At 43.7% G+C, this 24,715-nt stretch carries 21 protein-coding genes, 1 pseudogene and 1 other annotated feature; of the genes and pseudogenes, 16 read left to right on the top strand and 6 right to left on the bottom strand.

Annotated features, from left to right (window positions below; all coding sequences use genetic code 11):
- The first annotated feature begins 128 nt into the window (after window positions 1-128).
- The 3 genes from ACH97_RS20710 (at window position 129) to ACH97_RS20700 (ending at window position 3,695) form a co-directional block, all read left to right on the top strand.
- Window positions 129-1,118: a TAXI family TRAP transporter solute-binding subunit gene (locus ACH97_RS20710; protein ID WP_043054388.1), complete on the top strand. Its 990-nt coding sequence runs from the start codon at window positions 129-131 to the stop codon at window positions 1,116-1,118.
- A 101-nt stretch (window positions 1,119-1,219) separates the two neighbouring features.
- On the top strand, window positions 1,220-1,738 hold the full coding sequence (locus ACH97_RS20705) for a DUF1850 domain-containing protein (protein WP_043054387.1): 519 nt from the start codon (window positions 1,220-1,222) through the stop codon (window positions 1,736-1,738).
- On the top strand, window positions 1,731-3,695 hold the full coding sequence (locus ACH97_RS20700; protein WP_025811188.1) for a TRAP transporter permease: 1,965 nt from the start codon (window positions 1,731-1,733) through the stop codon (window positions 3,693-3,695). The genes ACH97_RS20705 and ACH97_RS20700 overlap by 8 nt, the downstream gene beginning before the upstream one ends.
- A 37-nt stretch (window positions 3,696-3,732) precedes the next feature.
- On the opposite strand, the gene zwf is transcribed toward ACH97_RS20700, so the two are convergent.
- Window positions 3,733-5,196 carry a glucose-6-phosphate dehydrogenase gene (gene zwf / locus ACH97_RS20695; RefSeq protein WP_031304722.1) on the bottom strand — a complete coding sequence of 488 codons (1,464 nt, stop codon included), beginning with the start codon at window positions 5,194-5,196 and terminating at the stop codon, window positions 3,733-3,735.
- Between the two features lie 232 nt (window positions 5,197-5,428).
- Here zwf and rnz point away from each other — a divergent pair, with 232 nt between their 5' ends.
- Together rnz and rpmG are read left to right on the top strand one after the other, a co-directional pair.
- Window positions 5,429-6,352, top strand: coding sequence for a ribonuclease Z (rnz, locus tag ACH97_RS20690; RefSeq protein ID WP_023855140.1), 924 nt, complete (start codon window positions 5,429-5,431; stop codon window positions 6,350-6,352).
- 117 nt (window positions 6,353-6,469) lie between these two features.
- Complete coding sequence (rpmG, locus tag ACH97_RS20685; RefSeq protein WP_003183271.1) at window positions 6,470-6,619, top strand: 50S ribosomal protein L33; 150 nt, start codon at window positions 6,470-6,472, stop codon at window positions 6,617-6,619.
- Window positions 6,620-6,654: 35 nt separating this feature from the next.
- Here rpmG and ACH97_RS20680 read toward each other — a convergent pair whose 3' ends face one another.
- Both ACH97_RS20680 and namA read right to left on the bottom strand, forming a co-directional pair.
- Window positions 6,655-7,416: an alpha/beta fold hydrolase gene (locus tag ACH97_RS20680; protein ID WP_003183269.1), complete on the bottom strand. Its 762-nt coding sequence runs from the start codon at window positions 7,414-7,416 to the stop codon at window positions 6,655-6,657.
- Between the two features lie 119 nt (window positions 7,417-7,535).
- Complete coding sequence (namA, locus tag ACH97_RS20675) at window positions 7,536-8,606, bottom strand: NADPH dehydrogenase NamA (protein ID WP_095323518.1); 1,071 nt, start codon at window positions 8,604-8,606, stop codon at window positions 7,536-7,538.
- A gap of 137 nt (window positions 8,607-8,743) precedes the next feature.
- On the opposite strand from namA, the gene ACH97_RS20670 reads away from it, so the two are divergent.
- Window positions 8,744-10,348, top strand: a complete 1,605-nt coding sequence (locus ACH97_RS20670) for a M20/M25/M40 family metallo-hydrolase (protein WP_048350167.1) — start codon at window positions 8,744-8,746, stop codon at window positions 10,346-10,348.
- Between the two features lie 63 nt (window positions 10,349-10,411).
- On the opposite strand, the gene proC is transcribed toward ACH97_RS20670, so the two are convergent.
- Window positions 10,412-11,233: a pyrroline-5-carboxylate reductase gene (proC, locus tag ACH97_RS20665; protein ID WP_048350168.1), complete on the bottom strand. Its 822-nt coding sequence runs from the start codon at window positions 11,231-11,233 to the stop codon at window positions 10,412-10,414.
- Between the two features lie 44 nt (window positions 11,234-11,277).
- Window positions 11,278-11,479: a binding site (T-box leader), on the bottom strand.
- A gap of 145 nt (window positions 11,480-11,624) precedes the next feature.
- Here proC and ACH97_RS20660 point away from each other — a divergent pair.
- The 3 genes from ACH97_RS20660 to ACH97_RS24550 all read left to right on the top strand — a co-directional run bounded on the left by ACH97_RS20660 (window position 11,625) and on the right by ACH97_RS24550 (window position 13,782).
- Window positions 11,625-12,578, top strand: coding sequence for an MBL fold metallo-hydrolase (locus tag ACH97_RS20660; RefSeq protein WP_041817457.1), 954 nt, complete (start codon window positions 11,625-11,627; stop codon window positions 12,576-12,578).
- Window positions 12,579-12,587: 9 nt separating this feature from the next.
- Window positions 12,588-13,370 carry an SDR family NAD(P)-dependent oxidoreductase gene (locus ACH97_RS20655; protein WP_020452084.1) on the top strand — a complete coding sequence of 261 codons (783 nt, stop codon included), beginning with the start codon at window positions 12,588-12,590 and terminating at the stop codon, window positions 13,368-13,370.
- Between the two features lie 295 nt (window positions 13,371-13,665).
- The gene (locus ACH97_RS24550; protein ID WP_419762504.1) at window positions 13,666-13,782 is read left to right on the top strand and encodes a Rok-like winged helix domain-containing protein; all 117 of its coding nucleotides are present in this window, start codon (window positions 13,666-13,668) and stop codon (window positions 13,780-13,782) included.
- Between the two features lie 621 nt (window positions 13,783-14,403).
- Here the strand turns inward: ACH97_RS24550 and ACH97_RS20640 are convergent.
- Window positions 14,404-15,102 carry a hypothetical protein gene (locus tag ACH97_RS20640; protein WP_048350170.1) on the bottom strand — a complete coding sequence of 233 codons (699 nt, stop codon included), beginning with the start codon at window positions 15,100-15,102 and terminating at the stop codon, window positions 14,404-14,406.
- Between the two features lie 349 nt (window positions 15,103-15,451).
- Here ACH97_RS20640 and ACH97_RS20635 point away from each other — a divergent pair.
- The 3 genes and pseudogenes from ACH97_RS20635 (at window position 15,452) to ACH97_RS23550 (ending at window position 18,067) form a co-directional block, all read left to right on the top strand.
- Window positions 15,452-16,709: pseudogene (locus ACH97_RS20635) on the top strand (MFS transporter).
- 114 nt (window positions 16,710-16,823) lie between these two features.
- Window positions 16,824-17,930: a response regulator aspartate phosphatase gene (locus tag ACH97_RS20630; protein WP_048350171.1), complete on the top strand. Its 1,107-nt coding sequence runs from the start codon at window positions 16,824-16,826 to the stop codon at window positions 17,928-17,930.
- Window positions 17,927-18,067: a hypothetical protein gene (locus ACH97_RS23550; protein WP_154495338.1), complete on the top strand. Its 141-nt coding sequence runs from the start codon at window positions 17,927-17,929 to the stop codon at window positions 18,065-18,067. The genes ACH97_RS20630 and ACH97_RS23550 overlap by 4 nt, the downstream gene beginning before the upstream one ends.
- Window positions 18,068-19,081: 1,014 nt before the next feature.
- Here ACH97_RS23550 and ACH97_RS20625 read toward each other — a convergent pair.
- Window positions 19,082-19,699, bottom strand: coding sequence for a hypothetical protein (locus tag ACH97_RS20625; RefSeq protein ID WP_050821076.1), 618 nt, complete (start codon window positions 19,697-19,699; stop codon window positions 19,082-19,084).
- 948 nt (window positions 19,700-20,647) lie between these two features.
- Between ACH97_RS20625 and ACH97_RS20620 the strand changes: the two genes are divergently transcribed.
- From ACH97_RS20620 to ACH97_RS20605, 4 genes are all read left to right on the top strand, one after another.
- Window positions 20,648-21,370, top strand: coding sequence for a poly-gamma-glutamate hydrolase family protein (locus tag ACH97_RS20620; protein ID WP_080131438.1), 723 nt, complete (start codon window positions 20,648-20,650; stop codon window positions 21,368-21,370).
- Window positions 21,371-21,423: 53 nt separating this feature from the next.
- Window positions 21,424-21,933, top strand: a complete 510-nt coding sequence (locus tag ACH97_RS20615; protein ID WP_041817455.1) for a DUF3189 family protein — start codon at window positions 21,424-21,426, stop codon at window positions 21,931-21,933.
- A gap of 454 nt (window positions 21,934-22,387) precedes the next feature.
- Complete coding sequence (locus ACH97_RS20610) at window positions 22,388-23,653, top strand: MFS transporter (RefSeq protein WP_020452081.1); 1,266 nt, start codon at window positions 22,388-22,390, stop codon at window positions 23,651-23,653.
- A 46-nt stretch (window positions 23,654-23,699) separates the two neighbouring features.
- On the top strand, window positions 23,700-24,404 hold the full coding sequence (locus ACH97_RS20605; RefSeq protein ID WP_048350172.1) for a thioesterase II family protein: 705 nt from the start codon (window positions 23,700-23,702) through the stop codon (window positions 24,402-24,404).
- The last annotated feature ends 311 nt before the right edge of the window (window positions 24,405-24,715 follow it).

Here is a 24,715-nt window from a genome sequence, read left to right as displayed (position 1 = left end):
CATATTCAGAACCAGCTGCTCATAAAATTAACTAAATAATTAGAAATAAAACAATATATTGACAACTAATACATTTTTCGTGGTACGATAGGATTGTTATTTGTCCAACAAGCAAAGGGGGAGAATGAATGAAAAAGTGGAAAAGCTTATCATGGATTGTATTGCTGCTGACGCTTGTCATGGGATTGGCAGCGTGCGGAAGCGGCAATGCATCAGGAAATAAGGACGGCGGATCTGCGTCAAAAGGATCAGAAAGCTACAGTCTGCTGACAGGGGGAACCGGCGGTACATATTATCCGCTCGGCGGTCAATTTGCAAACCTTTGGGAGGATGCAACAGGAGACAAATTTACGACGCAGACTACAGGTGCTTCTGCTGAAAACATGGCAACTCTGCAAAAAGGGGAAGCTGAGGTCGCTTTTTCTCAGACGGACATTGCCACTTATGCCATAGAAGGCAAAGAAATGTTTAAAGAAAAAATTGAAGGAATCAAGGCGATTGCCGCCCTGTATCCTGAAACTGTACAGATTGTAACAACGGAAAAAAGCGGAATCAATTCGATTGAAGATTTAAAAGGCAAAACGGTTTCCGTGGGTGCTGCGGGTGCAGGGGTCAACATTAATGCCAAGCAGATTTTGGAGGTTCACGGGATGTCTTTTGACGACATCAAACCGCAAAACCTGTCTTTTGAAGAGTCGACCGACGGCATTCAGTCAGGCGCGATCGATGCCGCCTTCATCACGGCTGGAACGCCTACCGGGGCTGTCGAAGGGCTTTCTGCGCAAAATAAAATAAAAATTTTAAATATTGAAAAAGATAAGCAGGAAAAGCTGATTGAAAAGTATCCGTTCTATGCTGAGGATACGATCAAAAAAGGCACCTACGGCATCGGGAGCGATGTGAACACGGTCGCTGTCAAAGCGATGCTCGTCGCATCCGACAAGATGGATGAGGACACCGTCTATAAAATGACGAAAGCGCTGTTTGAAGCCGATAAAATCAATCATGCCAAAGGCGAATTTATCAAGCCTGAAACCGCGCTTGAAGGATTGGGCGATATTGAAATTCATCCTGGAGCGGCTAAATATTTCAAAGAAAAAGGGATAGAAAAATCGTAAAGCCGCAGGCAGATAAGCGATGAACAAGCCCGGACAATCGATAGACCGTTGCAATGAAACATCGGTCTATCGTTTTTCTATTCGGCAGGGGATTTGGAAAAATGGGGAAATTTAAAATTGTAAAACGGCTTGTGCCGGCGCTGATCATTGCCGCTTTTGCAGCGGCATGCCTGATTCCTTATCAGACCGCTGTCGTGTTCGAGAAAGAGGACAGCGGCGAGATCATTGCTTTTCTTCCCCTCCAAAAGGAGAAAAGCTTTGATGTGATCTATACGCATTCCATCCATCGGACAGAAGTGATCGAATCGTATGTGTGGGAAAAAAGAATGATTCGGCAGACCGCTCTGACCTATCATGATCCGGCCGTCGGGATGCCGGCAAACGCGGAGCAAGGTGAAAGGCTCGTCATCAATAATGGTGTCTACACCATTTTGGATATGAAGAGGACCTTTCCGTTCATTGATATGCGGATCGGAAGGGTGAGGGCGAATCACAGGATCAAGTATTCAGGCGCTGAACATGAGTTAAAGCGGTACATCCGCCCCGGCACATGGACAAGGATGAGTGTCCGAAAACTAAATGTCTTGCAACAACTGAGGGGAGTGAAGATCAATGACTGAGCAGCTTTCGGAAAAAGATCAGCAGGAACTGCTGGAGAAATACGATCCTGAAGCGGGGACGAGAAAGCTCAAAGGGTTGACGGGGGTCATTGCATTTGTCGGCCTGCTCGCTTTTTCTTTGTTTCAATTATACACAGCCATTTTTGGCGTTTTTCCGGCTCAAATTCAAAGGTCGGTTCATTTAGGATTTGCGCTCGGTCTGATTTTTTTATTGTTTCCGGCGACAAAAGGTTTACGGAAGACCGGCAAATTCAAAGTCGCCTGGTATGACGCAATCTTAGCCGTATTAGGAGCGGGCGTCGGCGCTTATTGGGTCGCCAATTATGAAACGATTGTAGGCGGGATCGGATTGATCACGGAAACGGACTTTTATGTCGGACTGTTGGCCGTCCTGCTCGTATTGGAAGCGACGAGACGTGCTGTCGGGTTGCCGATTACGATCATCGCCGGCCTGTTTCTTTTGTACGGCCTTTACGGCTCGTATCTGCCGGGCTTTTTGTCTCACAACGGCCTGACGCTGGAAAGGCTCGTTCAGACGATGTATTTTACAACGGAAGGAATTTTGGGCACGCCGCTCGCTGTGTCTTCGACATTCATCTTCCTGTTCATCCTGTTCGGTTCATTTCTTGTCAGAACCGGTGTGGGGCAGTATTTTAATGACCTTGCTGTGGCGATCGCCGGACGAAGCACTGGCGGACCGGCAAAAGTCGCGATTTTTTCAAGTGCGCTTCAGGGAACGATCAGCGGAAGCTCTGTCGCCAATGTCGTCACTTCCGGATCGTTTACGATTCCGATGATGAAAAAACTGGGCTATAAAAAAGAATTTGCCGGTGCAGTCGAAGCTTCCGCATCTACAGGCGGGCAGCTGATGCCTCCGATCATGGGAGCCGCCGCCTTTTTAATGGTTGAGTTCATCGGCGGAGGCATTACGTACTGGGATATCGCGAAAGCCGCGATGATCCCGGCTGTTTTGTACTTTACGGGCATCTGGATTATGACCCACTTTGAAGCGAAGCGCCTCGGCCTGCGCGGATTAACGAAAGAAGAAATGCCGAACCGCAAGGAAGTATTCAAAAAGATTTATTTGCTGCTTCCGATCGTTTCGGTCGTCTTTTTGTTAATGTCGGGCATCACGGTCATGCATGCCGCTTTGTATTCGATCGTTCTGGCGATCCTGGTCGGTTTGTTCAACAGGGAAACGCGAATGGGTCTTAAAGGGATTGTGCTGGCTCTCGCGGAAGGAGCGAGAATGGCGCTTTCCGTTGCGGCGGCAACGGCAGCTGCCGGCATCATCGTCGGAGTCGTCACAAAGACGGGTCTCGGCCTCAAACTTGCAAACGGCCTGCTCGATTTGGCAGGAGGCGCATTGCTGCCTTCGCTCTTTTTGACAATGATCGCCGCTCTTGTTCTCGGAATGGGATCGCCGACGACGGCAAACTATGTAATTACGTCAACGATTGCCGCACCAGCCTTGATTTTGCTGAATGTTCCTGATCTGTCGGCCCACTTGTTCGTGTTTTATTTCGGCATCGTAGCTGACATTACACCGCCCGTTGCTTTGGCCGCATTTGCCGCCGCCGGTGTTGCGGGAGGAGAGCCGATCAGAACGGGGATCAATTCAGCAAAGCTTGCGATTGCCGCTTTTATCATCCCGTATGTATTCGTCCTGTCTCCGGAGCTTCTCATGATTGACGCACATTGGTATGAAATTCTCTGGGTGATCTTTACCGCATTGTCCGGAATGATTGCCATCGGTGCGGGCATGATTGGATTCTGGATGAGAAAAGTGTTCTGGTTTGAAAGAATAATGGCGGCTGCCAGCGGTCTTCTGCTGATTTATCCGGAGGGCTATTCCGACATAATCGGTCTCGGCATATTCCTTCTGTTGTTCGTTCTTCAGCTGATGTGGAAGCGGGACAAAAGCCATCCAGAAGAAATGCAGGCCTTAAAAGCATAAATAAAAAAACAGCCTTCAATGTGAAGGCTGTTTTTTATTAAAGCGGCCACCAATGAAAGCCGTCTTTTGCGAGCAGGTCATCAGAAGCTTTCGGTCCCATAGAGCCCGCCTCATAGTTAGGGGAAAGGGTTTTGTTTTCCTCCCAGTTTTGAGAAATCGCATCAACAAAACTCCAGGAAAGCGCAACTTCATCCCAGTGGGCAAAGTTTGTCGCGTCTCCGTGCAAACAGTCCAAAATCAGCTTTTCATAAGCTTCAGGCGTGTTGATGCCGTCCCCGCAGTTATGGCAGTAGTCGAGCTTGATCGGCTGGGCAAAAGTGCCGCCTCCAAGCTTCCTTGCGTTTAAATGAAGGGTGATGCCTTCATCAGGTTGAATATGGATCACCAGCAGGTTAGGATGCATCGTGTTGCCGTTTCCGTAATAAAGATTCATCGGAATGTCTTTAAATTGGACGACAATCTGCGTTGATTTTTTCTGCATCCGTTTCCCTGTCCGGATGTAGAACGGCACACCGGCCCATCTGAAGTTGTCGATCAGCAGTTTGCCGGCAACGAACGTTTCCGTATTCGACTCTTTTGCTACATTTTGCTCATCGCGATAAGCCGGAACCTGTTTTTCGTCAACGACACCCGCGTCATACTGGCCGCGCACAAAAAACTGATCGACTTCGTCTTTTCGAATCGGACGAAGGGCTCTGAGCACCTTCACTTTTTCGCTGCGGATCTCTTCCGTGTTCAGCTTGATCGGCGGTTCCATCGCAAGCAGCGCCACCATTTGAAGAATGTGGTTTTGAACCATGTCTCGAAGCGCACCGGATTTTTCATAATATCTCGCTCTGTCTTCCACACCCAAATCTTCACTTGACGTGATTTGAATATTCGAGATGTATCTGTTTGTCCAAAGCGGCTCAAAAATCGCGTTGGCAAAGCGGATGACTTCGATGTTCTGCACCATTTGCTTTCCTAGATAATGGTCAATCCGATAGATTTGATCTTCTGTAAAGGCTTCACGAATTTCCTGATTCAAGGATTTTGCGCTCGGCAGATCATGTCCGAAAGGCTTCTCGATCACGAGCCTTGACCAGCCTGTTGTTGAAGTGACACCCTCTGATTTTAGGAACTTTGCAATCGTTCCGAAAAATTCAGGAGCCATCGCTAAGTAAAACATCCGGTTATTCGGAATATCATATGTACTTTCCAGCTTCTCTAAAAGTTCGTTCAATTCCCGGTATGAGCCGGAATTTGTAACATCAAAAGGATGATAGTAGAAGTGAGATGTAAACTCGTCTACATCCTTTTCGTTTAACGGAAACTTCGAAACCGATTGCTGTACAGTACTGCGAAAGTCTTCATTTGTCCAAGGGCGTCTGCCGACTCCGACAACCGCGAATTCATTCCCGATTTGTCCGTTTTCGTAGAGCCTGTGGATAGAAGGATATAGTTTTCGTTTTGCCAAATCCCCTGTTGCGCCAAATATTACGATAACTGCTTTTGGTTCCATTTGATCTTTTTTCAATTAAACGTACCTCACTTTATTCGAAGCTAAGTTTATTTTCTTCATTTTAAAGCTAATAATCCCTTAAAGCAAACATTTGAGATCGAATCGTATGAAAAGTTTACTGAAAACGGGCAGGGTATTTAGTTGCATAGCATGGCGTGAAGCCGGCGTTTCTTTTTTCTCAGACTTCCTGTATGCTTGTGATAGATGAAGTTTTTAGCAGGAGGAAAGGATATTGGAGTTATTATTTTTAGGAACGGGAGCAGGCATCCCCGCAAAAACGAGGAATGTCACATCCGTTGCATTGAAGCTTTTAGAAGAAAGGCGGTCTGTTTGGCTGTTTGACTGCGGGGAGGCCACACAGCATCAAATTTTACATACATCGATCAAGCCCAGAAAAATTGAAAAGATTTTTATTACCCATCTTCACGGCGATCATGTATACGGGCTTCCGGGTCTTGTCAGCAGCCGCTCTTTCCAGGGAGGAGAAGGTCCGCTGACCGTGTACGGACCGCAAGGAATCAAAACGTTTCTTGAAACGGCGCTTGACGTATCGGGGACGCATGTCACATATCCGCTTGTGATTAAGGAGATTGAAGAAGGGACAGTCTTTGAAGATGACCAGTTTATCGTGACGGCGAGAAGCGTATCTCACGGCATCCCCGCTTTTGGATACCGCGTGCAGGAAAAAGATGTTCCAGGCGCACTTGACGCCGAAGCGCTGAAACAGACCGGAGTCTCGCCTGGCCCTGTTTATCAAAAGCTGAAAAACGGGGAGACGGTCACATTGGAAGATGGCCGGAAGATTCGCGGTGCAGACTTTATCGGACCGCCGAAAAAAGGGCGGATTGTCGCTTTTTCCGGAGATACGAGGCCATGCGAGAATGTGAAGAAGCTTGCCGAAAAAGCCGATGTCCTCATCCATGAAGCAACATTTGCGAAAGGCGACAGGGAGCTTGCCGGAGACTATTATCACAGCACTTCAGAACAAGCGGCGGAAACAGCGCGGGAGTCCTGCGCAAAAGAACTGATTTTAACCCATATCAGTGCAAGATACCAGGGGGAAAACGTGCTTGAACTGGTCAATGAAGCGAAAGCGATCTTTCCTGATACCGTGGCAGCTTTTGACTTTTATGAGCATGAGATCAAAAGAACTTAATTGGCATTCGAAGCTTCTTTGTTCCGGCAATGCGGGACGGGAAGCTTTTTTTGTTGACACGGTTTTAAAATGGTGTATAATAAAGCGTAATCATTACGTTTTGATAAGGAGGACAACATGAGAGTCAAAATTACATTGGCGTGTACTGAAACAGGGGACCGCAATTATATTACGACAAAAAACAAACGTACAAATCCGGATCGCCTGGAATTGAAAAAATATTCTCCGCGTCTGAAAAGGCACACGATACACCGAGAAACAAAATAACAAAAAACCAGCAGAATGTCTGCTGGTTTTTTTGTTTAATTGGCGGCTTGATAAGCGTATGTTTGCTGCTGTGCGGCATACCACACATCATAGATCGCAAGCTGGACGATGTGGGGCTCATCATGATGGATCAAATGCGAACTGTTTTTCGCTTGAATCCAGCCGCTTTGATGCGAAAGAGACAGCAGTCTGCTGTGAAGCTTCAGCCACTCGTGATGAGCCTGTTTCGCCGCCTCCGTTCTTTTTCCAGCCGAAAGGACGAGCAAAGGAACCGAACCGAGGTGTTTCTTTTCCTGCTTCAGAATGTCCAGGCTTTGTTGAAAGTCCTTATGGGACCCTTCGATCGAAAACTGTTTGCTGTAGTCTTCTTTTAATGTTTCCGGAAGAAGAGGCAGCACTGTTTCCTCCTGATCTTCACAAGCGGGATCAAGCAGCACCATGCCGATGACTTCATCGCTGTACCGGCTTGCAAACAACCTTGCAATGACGGCGCCGAACGAATGGGCAACAAACAGGTATGGCGGTTTGACGCCTGCTGCTGCAAGCAGCGCTTTTAGTTCCTTCACCATCTGATCCGCTGTTCTTTTGCTGCTGCTCGGCCCGCTGTTGCCAAGGCCTGCACGGTCGTATGCAAACAAGCCGAGATCTTCGTCTATATCGGGTAAAATGGGCTGCCAAGTCTTTGAAGAAGAACCGTAGCCCGCTTCAAAAATAATGGTTGCGTTCTTTTTTCCTTTTCTCTGCTTTGTGTAAAACATGCATCCTTCAACTGTATATATTCTTTCCGTTATGGTCATAGAGGTCATCCTCTCTCTGTATATGGTGTTCTATTAGGAAAGACGCACGAACAAGGATGTTCGTTTCTCACGAGTTTGAAAAAAAGAAATATCCCGCCTTGAGGCGGGATATCAGCAACTTACCAGGCTCTGTCGTACTGAACAGGTCCTTCAATTTTTGTGTTCAGCTGTTTGGCAGCGGTTTTCGGCCAGTATGGATCTCTCAGCAGCTCTCGCGCAACGAAAATGAGATCTGCGCGTCCATTTTGGAGGATTTCCTCAGCTTGAAGGCCGCTTGTGATCAACCCGACTGCACCTGTCTGGATTTCGGCTTGGGCGCGAATTGTATCGGCGAAGCCGACTTGATAGCCCGGGAAGACGTTGATGTCGGCAGGCACGACTGCACCGGAGCTGACATCGATCAAATCAACGCCCTGTTCTTTCATCCATTTGGCGAAACCGACATAATCGGCGACATCAAGGCCTTTTGTTTTGTAGTCTGAAGCTGAAACGCGTACGAACAATGGTCCGTCCCAGACTTCTTTTACAGCGTCGATGACTTCGCGAAGCAGCCTGTAGCGGTTTTCCGGTGATCCGCCATATTCATCCTCGCGTTTGTTGGAAAGCGGTGATAAAAATTCGTTGATCAAATATCCGTGGGCCCCATGAATCTCAATGATGTCAAAGCCGGCGGCTTTCGCGCGTTCAGCTCCTTTTTTGAAAGCCTGAACGGTTTCTTTTATGTCTTCTTTTGTCATTTCAACAGGTGTTCGCGAATTTTCGTCGAAAGGAAGAGCTGAAGGCCCGTAGATTGTACCTTCGACCTCGGCTTTTCTTCCGGCGTGTGCCAGCTGAATCGCCGTTTTGCTGCCGTACGGCTTGATTTGTGACGTTAATGCGGCAAGTCCGTCAATATGCGCGTCATCCCATATACCAAGATCCTGATCGGAGATTCTGCCCTCTGGGGTGACGGCGGTAGCTTCTACCATGATCAGTCCGACTTGTCCGACGGCGCGGGAGATGTAGTGGGTCATGTGGAACGGCTGCACTTTTCCATCCTTTTCATGGGAGGAATACATGCACATCGGCGACATGACAATCCGGTTTTTTAGTGTAACTCCTTTTAAACTCCATGGTGTGAACAGTTTTCGATTACTCAAATTTTTTCGCCTCCCGTAAGTTTTCGCCTCGATTATACCAATTCTGCCCATTCACGTCATATAAACTGCTCAAGTCATTTCCATATGTAAGAATGTTCAGTACAATAAAGTTGTTCACATTCTATTTTTTACTAAATACGATATTTGCATACACCTGCGGAAAACAGCGAAAGAGGGGGGTTTGCTTTGTGAAGTGGCAGACAGTGGAAGAACTGAAACAGCTGCTCATTTCTCTAGTTCAATACGAAAGCATCTCAGGCACGGCCGGAGAAGTGGCGCTTGCGAAGTATATGCATGATTTATTAAAAGACCGTTCGTACTTTCAAAAGAATCCTGAATATTTAAAGCTTCACCCGATGGAAGACGGGCGTTATTTTCTAACCGCCCTCGTCAAAAAGGAAGAGAAATCAAATACGGTGCTCCTCTTGAGCCATTTTGACGTGGTCGATACGGCAGACTACGGCGAATTCAAACATATGGCATGCAAAGTCCCAGAACTCATGGATGTATTAAATGATAAAAAAGAACTTTTGCCCAAACGGGTCAGAAGAGACTTGGAAAGCGGCGAGTGGCTGTTTGGAAGGGGAAGCATGGACATGAAAGCGGGTCTTGCTGTTCAATTTTCGATGTTGGAACGGGCGATGAACGGAGAATTTGACGGAAACCTTCTATTAATTACGGTTCCGGACGAAGAAGTCAACTCACAGGGGATGCTTGAAGCCGTACCCGCACTGAAAGCTTTAGAAGAGGAATTTGGCCTTCATTATACATCATGCTTAAATTGTGAGCCGATGTTTGAAAAACATCCGGGAGATCAGAAGCAATACGTCTATTCAGGCAGCATCGGCAAAGCGCTTGCCGGATTTTTCTGCAAAGGGATTGAGACGCATGTCGGCGAGCCGTTTGCAGGGGTGAATGCGAATTTAATGGTGTCCGAAATCAACAGGCTGCTCGAATTAAACGTTGACTATTGCGAAGAAGCGGATGGAGAAGTGACGCCTCCCCCGGCCAATCTGATGCAAAAAGATTTGAAGGAAGCGTACTCGGTTCAGACTCCTCACGCAGCGGTGTCGCTCTTTAATGTGCTGATGATGGAGCGTTCCGCCGCCGAGCTCCATCACATGCTGCTTGACACAGCCAAGGAAGCGGCCGCCAATATTCAAACAAATATTGAGCGTAAAACGGCCGAATATCAGCGATTTGAAGCATTCACGCCAATGAATCCGACCGTTTCCGTGCTGACGTTTGAGGAGCTGTGGAACAAAGCAAAGGAAAAGGCCGGGAAGTCCGAGGCGGAGCGCATACTCAACTTTGCATTTGCCAACAGGGGGAAGCTTGGAGACCGCGATTTTTCAACGAAAATCGTGTCTGAATTGGCTTCGCTCTGCAAAGAAGATGCTCCGATGATCGTTCTGTTTTACAGTCCGCCGTTTTATCCGGCTGTTTCTTCAAAGGACGATCCTTTGATCCGAAAGGTGATGAAAGATGTGAAACAGTATGCGGCCGACAGGTACGGTATTGAATTTACAGAAGTCCAATATTTTCCCGGCCTGTCCGATTTAAGCTACCTTCAGCTGCAAAAGCAGTCTGTCGATGCGTTCACATCCAATATGCCGCTGTTTCAACACGGCTATTCATTGCCTAAAGGACGAGAAAACGCACTGTTTGTGCCGGTCATCAATATCGGGCCGGCCGGCAAAGACCCTCATAAATGGACGGAACGCCTCCATGTGCCGTTTTCATTCGGAAAGCTGCCCGATATCCTTCGGCTGGCGATACACAAGCTTCTCTAAGTATACGGACGGGGCCGCTTGGGGAAAAATCGGGAACAAGCGAAACGCTGTCTCCCGATTTTTTTAAATTTTGGCCGCAAACATATCCCTGATTTCCGCAGAACGATTCGCCGCTTCTTTGACGCAGGATATGACGATCTGTTCGAATTGATGGTCGTCAAGCACCCGAAGGCCCGCTTCCGTTGTCCCTCCGGCGCTTGTAATCTCTTTTCTCATGACAGAAGGGTTCCTGCCGGTTTCAAGCATTTGAGCCGCACCTGACATCATATCGATAATCAGCTGTTTCGCCGTTTCTTCAGGAAGTCCCAATTCCGCAGCTGACGCCTGCAGGGCTTCGACAAATCGATAAACAAAAGCGGGGCCGCTTCCGGCTACTGCTGTCACCGCATCAAGGGCAGATTCCTCAACGATTGCAACGCTTCCGACTGTCGCAAAGAGGTCAGCTGCTTCCCGCATCTGCTCTTTCGTCACGAGCGGGCTTGCCGCAAAGGCTGTGGCTGATTTTTGAATGGCGGCCGATGTATTCGGCATGGCCCTTACAACTGGCAGATCAAGCCCGGCGTAGTGCTGGATCGTGCGAATCGGAATGCCTGCAAGGACTGAAATCAGCAGCTGATCTTTTCGCAAATAGGGGCGGAGTGCGGCTATTCCGTCCGCCGCGTCCTTCGGCTTCACCGCCAAAACGAGTGTATCCGAACGGGCGGCGACTTTTGCTGTATCGGCTTCTCCGAATACCCCGTATGTCTCGCTTAATTCACGAAGCCTGGCCGTATTCGACTGATTCGTGACGAATATTGTTTCCGGCTCCATCGCACCGCTTTTGACAAGCCCCTTAATCATCGCTTCAGCCATCGAACCGGCTCCGATAAATCCCATTCGTTTCATTATGAATTCCTCCTTCTAAAAAACAAAAAAACCTTTCCGTCTTCACAAAGGACGAAAAGGTTTCGCGGTACCACCTTCATTAGCATATACATGCTCAGCTCTTGCCCCGTAACGCGGGATACGTTTAGGTTTGCCTAAGCGCTCAGAGGGCAGGTTCAACAGGCAAGCGGGCTGTGAAATCTTTCAGCCGTGGATTTCACTCTCTTTCGCCATTGCTCGTTTACTATTCCTCTTCATTGCGTCTTCGTTCATTTACCTGCATATATTTGTTGTTCATTATGCTATGAGGAATGATGAAATGTCAACAGGCATTTGAAGCAAAAATGACATGCGCGGGAGAAAAAGGTAAAATATGAACAACATCAATTCGCAGGATGAGGAGAATCAAACGATGAAAGACGCAAGAATCATTCCTATTTCATTGCCGACTCCGTTTGCAGTCGGAGACGTCAACATTTATTTGGTCAGAGGCGAGGCGCTCACTCTGATCGATGCCGGGCCCAATACAAAGGAGGCGGCCGCCGTTTTGAAGAAAGAGCTGGCCGGCCAGGGACTGTCATTAAACGATATCGACCAGGTTGTTCTGACCCATCATCACGCTGATCACGCCGGACTGCTGGACGAATTCCCCGCAGGGGTCAACATCATCGGCCATCCGTTCAATGAACCGTATATCAGCCAAAATCCCGATTTTATTGAAAAACAAAAGGCCTTTTTTACATACCTGTTTCAGCGATTCGGCGTTCCCGGCGATATGAAGCCGCCGGGGCTTACGGTAAAAGCGTCGTACCGGTTTTCCTGTAATCGGACATTGACAGAGACCGTTTCAGAAGGCGCGCAAATTGACGGGCTTGAAGGGTGGAGGGTTCTTGAGACGCCCGGACACGCCGCTTCACATATTGTCCTTTATCATGAGGAGCTTGGAAGCATGCTCGGAGGAGACTTGCTGTTAAAGCCGTCTTCTTCAAATCCGCTTCTGGAAGTGCCGCAAAAAGGAGAAAAGCGCCCGACTCCGCTGCTGGACTATTTGAAATCGCTCGGCAGGCTGCGGGAGCTTCCGCTCAACATTATTTATCCCGGCCACGGGGAGGAAATCACAAAAGTGAATGAGCTTGTCGCCAAAAGGCTGGAAAAGCAGCGAAACAGAGCCGAAGAGGTGTACCGCATCCTTTCTGAAAAACCGCATTCACCTTATCAGATATGTCAAAAACTGTTCCCTGCAGTCTATGAAAAAGAGCTGTTCTTAACGATGTCAGAAACGATTGGGCAGCTTGACGATTTGGAATCCCAAGGGAGGATCGGAGCAGAAACGGCCGATGGAATCGAGTACTATTACGCAAAGTAGGTGACGAACATGCAACAAAAGTTGAAAGAGCAAAACGTGATGATTACAGGGGCTTCAGGAGGACTTGGCGAACGGATCGCATACCATGCCGCCAAGGAAGGAGCCGAGATTATTCTGGCTGCGCGCAGAAGAGACCGCCTCATGGCTTTGAAGCAAAACATCGCCGATGAAACCGGTGCAAAATGCCGCATCATCGCATTGGACGTCAGCCGGACGGATGACATTAAAGCGGCGTTCCAAGAAGCCGGTCCGGTTGATATTCTTGTGAACAACGCGGGATTCGGTATTTTCGAAAGCGCGCTTGACGCTTCCCTTGAAGATATGAAAGCGATGTTTGAGGTCAACGTATTCGGTCTGATCGCCTGCACGAAAATGGCACTTCCGCATATGATCAGGCAAGACAAAGGCCATATTATCAACATCGCCTCACAAGCGGGCAAATTAGCGACGCCCAAGTCAAGCCTTTATGCAGCAACAAAGCATGCTGTGCTCGGATATTCAAACAGCTTGAGAATGGAGCTTGCCGAGACAGGGGTCAACGTGACAACGGTCAATCCTGGACCGATTCAAACCGATTTTTTCAAGACGGCCGATAAAAGAGGGGATTATGTCAAAAACGTCGAGAGATGGATGCTTGATCCCGATCAGGTTGCTAAGAAAGTCGTCTCGGCAATGATGACGAACAAGCGCGAAATTAATCTTCCAGGCTGGATGAACGGAGTCAGCAAACTCTATCAGCTCTTCCCATCCCTGGTTGAACGAGCAGGCCGGAGCGCTTTCTATAAAAAATGATCGTCTCTCGAAGAAAGGAACGGAATCGTCCGTTTCTAGACTAAAAAGAAAGCTAGAAAGTGTCATTGATCCTGATGAATTTGTTGAAATTGCAAAAGAGATTGGAATTGAGAATCTGACAGAACAGCAGCAGAATTATTATTTATACCCTATAAATAGAAAAAAACAAAGTGGAATCATGGGGCGCATCAATAGGGGCATTGAAGAAGGAATAAGCAGCGGATAAAGTTGTCAGAGATTTTAAAGATATTAAAAATCTTCTTGTCCAAATCGCTTCCCATCAACTAGCCTTGTCATTAACAACATGACTACTTTTATTCAGGGATTAATGAAGCATCACCCAGAAGTTAAAAAGCCATATTGTGGTCGATATGTTTTGGAGATTCATAAGGTCGAAGAGAAGTCCTTTTAAAAGGGCTTTTTTTATGTGTAAATTTTTTTGATAACATTTTGGATAGTGTATAACAGAACTTATATTCGGAATGAGGTAAATAATTTGAAGCCTGCAATTTCGAACTTGAAAATGCCTTTCATGAAAAAATTATAATTGATCTCTGTGTCCATGCGATGGAACAAGAATTTATAAAGCTGAAGCAAGTGGCAACAAGAAAATAGAGGAACATTATCAGCTCAAATTAAAAGAACTGTTTTCCTAAAGAAAATAAACGATTATTTGAGAAAAGAAAATGTCAAAATACAAGAGGTTGTTGTATGTGATGGCATGTTTGTAAAATATCCATATTACATTAGGAGCAAGGAAGGGGGCATAAAAGAAGGGGAGGCGATGTATTGGAAAGCTGCCTTAAAATTGCACATGATAAGGAAACTAAATCATCTTTGAGATGAGAGTAACTCATGTTTTAGGTAGCCAAAAAAGCAGAGATGTGGAAACACCTCTGCCATTCATTTTATGCAGCAGCAGTTTGATAATAAGCGATTATCCCTACCGCTAATAATACAATCATTACTGCCAGAATAGACCACAAGATGGTTTTTGCTTTTTTGGACATTGGTTTCACCTCACAGTCGTCGATTAATCAAGCCTGGTTTTTTTGTAAGTCCTCTTTCCATTTTTGTCGCCAACAGCTTTAAGATGCACATTCCCTAATTGCACCGCAAAATCTTTAAGTGGCCCAATCCGATAAAAGAAGCTTCCTGTGACAGCTGCCTTATTGTCACCTGTTACCCAAGCATTTTTGCCACCTGGGTTTAATTCTGTTCTGACGACAGGATTCCAGTTTCGAACTACATAAGCGCTACTAGAGTTAATTTTTTTCACTTTGCCTTTAGTAACACTATAGTTTACTGAGACCCTATATGTAGTTACAGGTGCTCCAAAAAATTTAACTGAATCTGTGTAAGAAACTGCCTTATTTGCTTGAGGCTTCGCAATAATATCCTCTTCTTCATTTACTTCTGTATTTATAGTTAAAGCATTTGTGTCAAACTTGGTAAGATTGTCAACAAACTTCTGTTGATCTTCTTTAGGCATCGCCTTAAATTGGTTTAATACATTTTGTGCATCAAATACTGCGGAAGAAACATATTCTGGTGAAACTCCACCTTTTATGGCATCTTCTTCACTATAGTTGGCCAGGTAATTGATATAGTCCTCTATAGTGTATTTAAACGCTGTATCATTGGCGTGAACCTCTGCGGCCGATATTTGACTTGGCACTGTCAATCCAATTGTAGCAAAAACAGCAACAAAAAACAGAATCAATTTCCTCATTTTTCCTCTCCCTCTCAAGCTTTTTTCCAAGGATTATGACCTACACCGTATCACCTATACTTTTGATTAATTTGCCCCTATACCCACCCCCTTTACCTAAAGGTTAACAAACAATTCTCCAAAAATAAACAGTTTTTGATGAAAATAGGTAATAAAAGCTCAATATTTTGAAAATATGTCAGTATTAAAGTCTTGATCCAATTTCAGTATATGTGGTGAATGTCTAGCAATCTGACATATATGAAATTACTTCAAATCAAAACCATGATTGACTAATGACAAATAAATGGATATTGTATTAAAATGAATAACTGTAAAATTGAGGTATTGATGTAAGGGGGACAAAAATATGCAGAAAAGCAACAGCTTCTGGCAAAAAAACTTCACCTTTTTATTCGGCTCCAAAATGGTGAAGATAACCGCAGACAGTTTTGCATTTAGCACTATTCTGTGGTTTTTGATTTTAGATGGTAAAGGGGCTATTGGTACAGCTTTTTTGATATCTGTTAGCTTTCTTCCTCAAGCGATTTTGGGGCCGATCATTACACCATTGATGAAAACATCTACATTAAAGTTCTGGATGTTCTTCTCAGACTTGACTAGAGCGTCAATAATGCTAATCATCCCAATATGTTATTTTAATGGTTTTTCTCCTTTGTGGTTTATTATATTGCTAATGCTTATACATTCTGCAACTGGAGCTTCATATGATCCAGCTTCTGTTTCCTTAATTCCGAAAATTGTGAAAGAGGATAATATCCAAAAAGCTAACGCAACAATTCAGTCATCTGGTCAAGTTGTTAGATTAGCCGCAGTAACACTTTGTGGTGTTATGATAGCCATGATTGGAGCAGCATACACAATGTTGATTATCCTCCCGCTTTATATTCTTTCAGCCCTGCTAGTTCTTTTTATTAATTACAAAGCTAAAGAAGATGAAGTTAATGGAAAGGAAAACAAACCACGGGGAGGATATTTCAAAAAATTAAAAAGAGGGTTCGCACTTGTACGCAGGCATCATATTCTGTTTCCGTTAGCTCTTTATTGTGTGTTTTCAAATCTTGCATCAGCTCCTTGGGAAGCACTTTCAGAGTATATATCTCTGAGGAACTCAATGGAGGGCCAATCGTTCATTCATTTGTAAGAGTGGCCACAGCTGCCGGTGCATTTTTATTAGGATTTGTATTGGCTAAAGTGAAAATTAATCGGTATGGTCTATTGTTTGTTGTTGCTGGCATGGTAGAAGGAACTGCTTTTTTTGTAACTGGAATGAATTCAATTTTGCCGTTAGTATTCATAGCTGCATTTGCATTAGGGGCTACAATTAGTGCAATTAATGTTCCAGAACACACAATCATTCAAATGTCTGTTGATGATGAAGATCAGCCACAAGTCTATGCGATCATAAATATGATTTCTTATGTCATGATTCCATTAGGAGCTTTAATTGGTGGATATGCTGCAACAGTATGTGGGTCAGGGAAGGTCATAGCAATAGGGGGGGAATCGAAATTATTGCAGGGATCTGCATTCTTGCATTCACTAGGCTTGGTAAAGCACAACGATCCGACTTAATTGCTGAAAAGGATCAAAGTTTAAAGATATGATAATCATACAAAACATTATATAATTATAGATTTTCGATTCTCAATTTTTTGAAAATATGCTACGATGGAAGAAGTTACATATTTCCAAGGTGGTTTAATAGGGGGAGGTTACTATTGATTGGTCAAATTGCTCATCAAGAAATTGCGAATGATTTGAATGAATGGTATAAGTCAATAAAACAGAGAGATAAGAGTAAAGCAACTCAACTACATCAAGAGATTAGTGATAGGTTGCCCAACATGTCAGAAAATCAAACTGTTTTGCTTTATTATAATCTCATTGAATCCAGGTATAAGCTTTTAATGGAAAGGTTCAATGAATCCGGAGAGATTTTAAGCAATATTAAAAAGTTTAAAGACCTTGAAAAAAACACAGATGACATCATTCAGTATTATTTTTATTTCTTTTCCGGAGTATATGAGTTTTATCAAAAGAATTATATAAAAGCAATCAATTATTATAAAAGGGCTGAAATAATGCTACATAAGATACCTGATGAAATGGAAATGGCAGAATTTCATTACCAGGTGGCAGTTGCTTATTATAGAATTGATCAGCATATTTTTTCAATTAATCATGCAGAAAAAGCATTGGAATCATTCAGAGCAAACAGCCTCTATCATGAAAGAGAGATCTATAGCGAAATGGTTCTTGCCGCTAATAAACTCGATATGCTCAACTACGAAGAAGCTGAGGCCAACTATCTAAGCGCAATAAAGAAATCAAAATCAGTAGGCAGTAAGTATTCAGAAAGTTTAGCTTATTTTAATTTGGGATTATGCTACGGGCGTATGGAGTTATATTCAAAAGCAGCTGAGTCTTTCAACAAAGCTTTAGACAACGAAGACCTTAAAAGTGGTGTTGTTGGAATAAAGTCAATGTTTGAATTAACTCATGTTCTATATAAGGACCATAAATCGGACGATGCACAAATTTGGTTCAAAAAGGGATTTTCTAGAGCAAATAAAGAAGGAGAAAAAGAATACGAAGCGAAATTTATATTTATTGATGGTCTCTACAATACAAAAGATACTCTATCTATGGAAAAAGGGTTAGAGTACCTTGAGTCGCAAAACTTATGGACAGATGTTTCTGAACTGTGTCTGGATGCAGCTCATTATTACAAAAACAAAGGCGATACAGCAAAGTCATCCCGCTATTTCGAAAGAGCTCATCACGCAAGAGACCAAATATTAAAGCTATTGGAGGAATTAAAATGAAAAAAGCCATCAGCGTTGTTATTGCATCGACTATCCTTTTAACAGCTGCATTTTTTGTAACAACATCAAGTAATACTCAATTGGGTAAAACCGCTTCAACTAATTTTCAAATAGCAGGTAAAGCTGAATTTGGATGATTTCCCAATTCATTTAACCGGCGACCACCACTACGTGGGAAATGGTCGCCTTTTTCTCTTGAAAAGGTTGTATCAAAGACTAACCATTTGATTATGTTATGGGTGGTCTTTTTTTGTGTTAAATGTTGCTTAAATTATTCCAGAAAGGGGAGGGATCATGTCATCAAAATTAAATTCAACAAAATTTTTATTAGCTCGACAGCTTAGAAACATTATGACCATCGAAGCTATGTTTGTTTTAAGAAAAGAGGCCCAAGTGCTGTTATCGCTTGGATAGCATGCCCAAAATATATTAGCAGCTTTATTAGCGGGAAAGACGAGGCGATGAAAGATGCTGTTAGTCGATATCTCGCTGAGGGAAAAATTTTGGATGAAGCTTATGGTATGCTTGAGGTAATATGTTACAGTAAGAATAGCTCACATAAACGTTTGTATTTGATTCCAAGAACTCAAAGAGGTTTCCTTTTTTAGAAAGGCCTGTACATGAATTTCCCCTTTGGATACATTAATTCCAACTACAGGATTCACTGTTGTTGACCACTCTCTTTTTTGTCTTAACCGGTAACTCCTATCCCATCTCGACCCATATTTTCGCTTGTAATACGAGATTAATGTCTCAACCAGCTTAAACTTGCTTCAACAAGTAGAATGGTGAACAGTTTTTTGGCGGAATCTGTGGTTCTATAGACTTCCTCGCTCTATTCGGCTACCTTTATCTCAGAAAGATCAATTAAGAATACTATATAAGTAAACTTAATTGATCTACTATACGAATAGCCCTTGAGCTTGGAAAACTTAAAACAAAAAAAGATCTAATAACTCGTATTAAGATCTATAAACCAATTCTCTGATCGTACGGTGTACCAGCACCTGTAGTCTTGCTAACTTAAGTTGTAATACCTTTGATAGCCAAAACATAAGTTTTAGACTCAACTGTTGCCCCAGTCGAAATGAAGCTTAATGATCAGCCTTTATTTTAGCTTAACTAAAATCCATTCCAATAGCTTAATTTGCTTATTGCACAACAATAATATCAGGTTCGCCATCTTCTCCAATAAATGCTTCACCTTCATCAACAGATACATAAAAGCTGATGTGATACACGTTTTGAGAATGAGGCGGCAGGGACAACTTCTCTGGTTTGAGATCTGATCCTCCATCATTACTTGGGTATACGTAGACATCTTCTGTATTTTTTCCATAGTTGTTTATCTTTACAGAACAATCAATGTTTAGCTGGTCATCCATTGTTTCATACTCACAGGTGCTTTTGTTTTTTATATACTCAACAGCTTCTAAACCTTTTGCGTTCGCTTTCAAAATAAACATTGATTGCTCGGTGAGCAAAGGGTAAAGAACAGCAATCGCAATTGAACCTAAGACAAGCTTCAATTTGATGCGAGGAACTTCCTTGTAATGGCTAACAGCCAGAATAAACCCCACAACAACTATTATAAGCGCAAGAATAGCACTGTAATGGAGACCTGTTGACTCTGCATTGTTGCTCCAAGCTGGCAATCCTAAGAACCGAAGAATGATATCACCGGCAGCTTGGTATTGGTAGGTGTTGACTCCAAATATTAAACCAAAAATTATTAACCCAACACCAATAAGCCCTTTAAATCTCTTCATATTCTCCCTCCTTTTTTCTTCCTCTGTTTCTGTATTTTTTATTTTACTTCCCGTTCCATTAAAACTCAAGGTGATTTAACATAATTAGGAATTTGAATAAATGTTTGGGAGTAATCCAATGGAAAGAAAAGGGCGGAAGCGCTTTGTAGATAATAAAAAAGGTTCGAGAAGTGCTGGAGAAAACAAATCGTACTAAAGAAGAGATTAAAATTAAATAGTGCTCTAGTTTCGGTGGGCTTACACGTTCAGGATGAATAATGGCCAATTTTTCACGCCAATCGAAGTAGCAGTCTTTACAAGCCTAATGATGGGGATCGAGGGAGGACGAGTTTTTTAGACGTTCTTCCTGACTGCGAAATACATCGAGTAGAGCTAATGGCTGAAGCAGCACGTGTTTCAGAGGTCTGCTATCCTCATGCTTCTATTTATTAAGGGGATACAGTTGAAATGGAATGAGTTGAGTCATTTGATCATGTAATAGTGAATCCACCTTACGGACCAACGATCGACAATTGGGAGTTTGCAATTCCTTCGAAACGGAATCGTCCGTTTCTTTTTTATTTGCATTTTTTTAGATGATCTCCTGTCAGAGAGGCTCAAAATATCATATAAAGACAGGGAGACTTTGTCCCTCTTCAAACCGCTGCACCGAACCTGTGCTTCCTTCTATAGGCTTTGCTTGATCTGAAGGCACCTGTCCCGTCTGAGGCAATCGATATAAAAATACTGTATGCCGAAAGATTCCGTGCTTCCGGGAACACGTGCCGGCCGCTGATGAAAAATAAGGTAAAGGTCGCTTTCGTTATGCAGTTCTTCTTATATAAAATGGCAACTGGGTGACGAAAAGAAGTAATATTTTACCATTTATTGAGATTCTCTCATCCCGGCCGAAACATGATATCACGTGATACTCGCAACAAAATACACGATAAAAGGAGTTTCTTAACGGTGCAGGAAGAATGGAACCCATTGATGAAAAGTCGTTGCATCATCTGGTTAGTCACGGGGATTTACTTAACGGTCATCTTTCAATTTCCGCTGCAAAGCGTCGCTTCATCCGCAGACAAATACACCAATTTTGCCGAGCTTGCCGAACATGAAACAGAAGGAGAAGATTATCAAATCGAATATACAGACATGGGCACCGAACTGTTGATTCTTTCGCCGCACGGCGGAGGAATCGAAGGAGGTGTCAGTGAACTTGTCCGCGCCTTCAGCGCCGATTATTCGACTTACTTATTCGAAGGAATCAAACCCTCGCAAAACTGGGATCTTCACATCACAAGCAACAATTTTGATGAACCGCAGGCCGTCAAAGCGGTCAAAGAGCACAACTATACGCTGGCTTTTCATGGATATCATGACATCGTTGAACATACGCTTGTGGGGGGAACGGATACCGGAGGGGCGAAAGCAATTGTCAGAGCGCTGCAGAACAAAGGTTTTTCAGCGGAGCTGGTCAGCCCAAGCCACCGGCTTGCAGGGGGAAATCCCGAAAATATCAATAATCAATGCAAAACAGGTCAAAGCATTCAATTGGAAATCAGCACGCCTCAACGAGAGGCTTTTTTTTCGGAGTTCGGCCTGTGGACGCGGGCAAGTTCTAAAAATGAGACGTTCCAAGCGTATGTCTCAGCTGTTAAAGAAGTTTTGGAAACACGGTATAAATAAGATTGTATATTTGGGTCACATTAAAACTAAAGACATTTAAGAGGGTGAGCATGTTGATCTATATATACAACTGTTACGGCGGCACTCATTCATCTGCGCTTGCCGCCGCTTATCATCTGAAAAAGCTCCCATTCAGCAGAAAACCGACGAAAAACGAAATTTTAAGCACCGACTGTTTTAATCAATTAAGTCCGAAGGAAATGGGAAAATTAATTTTTCACGGTTTAGATGAAGAAGGCCACCAGGTGTACACGATCGGCCGAGGGTCATCAAAAGCGGTCATTCCAGCCATGCTGGGCGTTTTCGAGCTGTTTGAAAAAAGCGGAAAACTGCAGGAAAAAGTCATTTTTTCAAACACGTCTCCGACTGTGCCCATTGCGATGACATTCGGCGGTTTATTTTCAAGGAGGCTGAAAATCGATCCGATCGGGGTTCCTTTGCTGGTGCTCGGAGCGCAGCAGGCATACCAAGACATCATCAAACTGGTACAGCAAACAAAAGACCGTTCAAAAACGACTTCTTCGGTGATCGAAGTGCTGGATAACAATTTCATAAAAAAATGAACATCTAAACAGCTTCCGGTATGCTGAGTCTTTCGGCTTCCATATCGGAAGCGTTTTTTTGTTTTCTTGATATAGTAATTACTTTTTGGAAAGGACATTTTCTAAAAAATTGAATATAAGATAGAGGATATTGTTGAAATAGGACGAATCTATAACCTTAGAATTACTTTTCATAAATTTACTTCTTTGTAAGAAGGGGAGCGATCGGGGATTTCCCTTCCACTTTGCTAGAGAATACTATCTGAAAGAAGAAACGGGGGGTTAAAAAGACGGCTGCAATCGTTATGAGAAGCAGCGATTTATATTGGGAAATTCAATCTGCGACACTTTAAATGATAGAAGTGTAGTTTTAAAAATGAAAATCAACGTGATAAGAGACGGAAAATTAGAATGATGTTATTTTTCCAGAATAACAAATGGAGCCGTCTGTCTCAATACAAATTAGGAGGCGCCTATGAAAAAAATGTTTTCTATTTTTCAAAATAAAAATTATGCGCTGCTGTTCTTCGCATCCTTTACCTCACAAATGGGAGGGATCATCGGACTCACTGCACTCTTGTTTTACCTTCTAGACCGTTTTTCCAATCAGCCTGCATATGCCACAATGACCGAGCTGATGCTGTCATTGCCTACATTGGCTGTGTTTTTTCTCGTCGGTGTTTTCGCGGATAAGTTTGACCGGCAGAAAATCGCCAAAAACTGCGACTGGATCTGTATGGGACTATCTATTGTATTACTGCTGTCTCTCTATCTTGAATGGATGCCGTTTACATTTGCCGTTCTTTTTTTAAGAAACGCCGTTAAAAGTTTTTTCACTCCTGCCCAAACTTCTCTTATTCAAGGAATATTATCTGAAAACGAATATTCGCTGGCCGTCGGATTGAATCAAATGGTAGCCAGTTTATTTATGCTGTTCGGAAACGGGCTTGGCGTATTTTGTTATTGGACGCTTGGAGTTGAAGGAGCCGTCATGGTTGATGCAGCCAGCTTCGCACTGAGCGGGCTTTTGATTCAAGCCTGCCGGATCTCCGATGCCGTCCGCATGCCAAATGGAAAACATTCCATTAGACAGCTGAATATCGCTGGTATATGGAAAGATTTCACACTTGGTTTTACTTATATTCTCAACCATAAATTGCTGCTTGCCCTCGTGTCCGGATTCGTCCTTTTCGGAGTTGTCAATGGGGGGCTCTCGGTCATGCAGGTGTTTATACTAAAATACAAGCTTGCACCTGGAAACTATGAAGAAATGTCGATTGTACTCGGCATTGTTTTCGGTGCGGGGTTTTTGGCGGGAAGCATCGCCGCATCCTTGCTTTCTCAAAAATTGAAGCTTTATCAACTTTTGATCCTGGCGCTGATTGTTTGCGGTTGTGCCACGATTTCCGGCTCCCTGGTTAAAAGTTTGTGGCTGTATATGGTCTGCTCCTGCTTTATCGCGGTTTCTCTTCCAAGCATCAACGTTGCCATCGGAGGATGGATACCAAGCATCGTCAATCCGAAAATGATGGGAAGGGTACAGGGGTGGATTCATCCGCTTATGATGCTCTCACAGTCGCTGACCCTTCTGTTTATTGCGTGGCTTTACCCGGCATGGATCGCGCTTGAAAGCTTGTATTGGCTAGTCGGGGGAAGCCTGATTGCTGTTGGCGTTTTCTACATGATTATCCTTCCGAAGTTTTTAGCGGTGAACCGGACGGCTGACGTATCTGTCGATTAACGGCTTATTCACCAAAAAATATCTACAACGAAAGGGAATGATAGAAATGAAATTATTTTGCCTGCCTTACGCCGGCGGATCCGAATCCGCATTTTATTCCTGGAAAGGCCATATGCAGCCCGACATTGAGATTTATCCGATTCAGCTGAAGGGAAGGGGCCGGCGTTTCAACGAGCCTTGTTACGAAAGCCTTGAAGAAGCAGTTCAAGACATTTTTGAGCAGGTTCAAGCTGAACGAAAAGGTGACGACTACGCTCTTTTCGGGCACAGCATGGGAAGCCTTTTGGCATATGAACTTTACTATCAAATGAGCGGGGCGGGAGCTGAAAAACCGGTTCACATTTTTTTCTCGGGCTATAAAGCGCCAAACAGGATCAGAAAGACAGAAAAACTGCATACCTTGCCCAATCCTATTTTTAAGAAAAAAATTGTCGAGCTCGGGGGAACGCCTGAGGAGCTCATCAATCATGAAGAGCTATTTGAATTGTTTATCCCCATTCTCAAAAGCGACTTTAAAATGGTAGAAAACTATATCTATCAAGAAAGAAACAGCAAAATAGATTGCGACATTACCGTTCTCAACGGAAAAGAAGACGCCATGAGCAAGGAAGATGTATCCGATTGGAAACATCATACTTCAGGACACTTTACAGCCTATTACTTTGAGGGGAATCATTTCTTTTTGCACCATCACGTTGAAAAGATCACCGAAATCATCAATCATTCACTGACAGCCAGCCGGACGTTTTAACCTGCGATTTCGGCGAGATTCAAGCCCGGGTCTAATCTATTTTTCCTTCTTCGGACGCTTCAAAAATTACTTTTATTATAATCGGAACAGTGTTTTTTAGATCTTTTGATCTATTTGGTGTTTATCTTGTCTCATAAATACATGTTTAAACAATGTAAAATATAAAATATCCAATTCATAAAAAATTAACCATTATTAAACAATATTCCCATGGAAAATAATGATTATTTTTGATAATCTGTTTTCACAAGACGGAGGTTCAATAAAAAATCGGTAAAAGAGCAACTACAGACCAATATTATGGTGAATAT

This window comes from Bacillus paralicheniformis, assembly GCF_001042485.2.
GTDB lineage: Bacteria > Bacillota > Bacilli > Bacillales > Bacillaceae > Bacillus > Bacillus paralicheniformis.
Note: the sequence above shows the minus strand (reverse complement) of the source record. Positions and strands in the feature narration are given on the sequence as shown.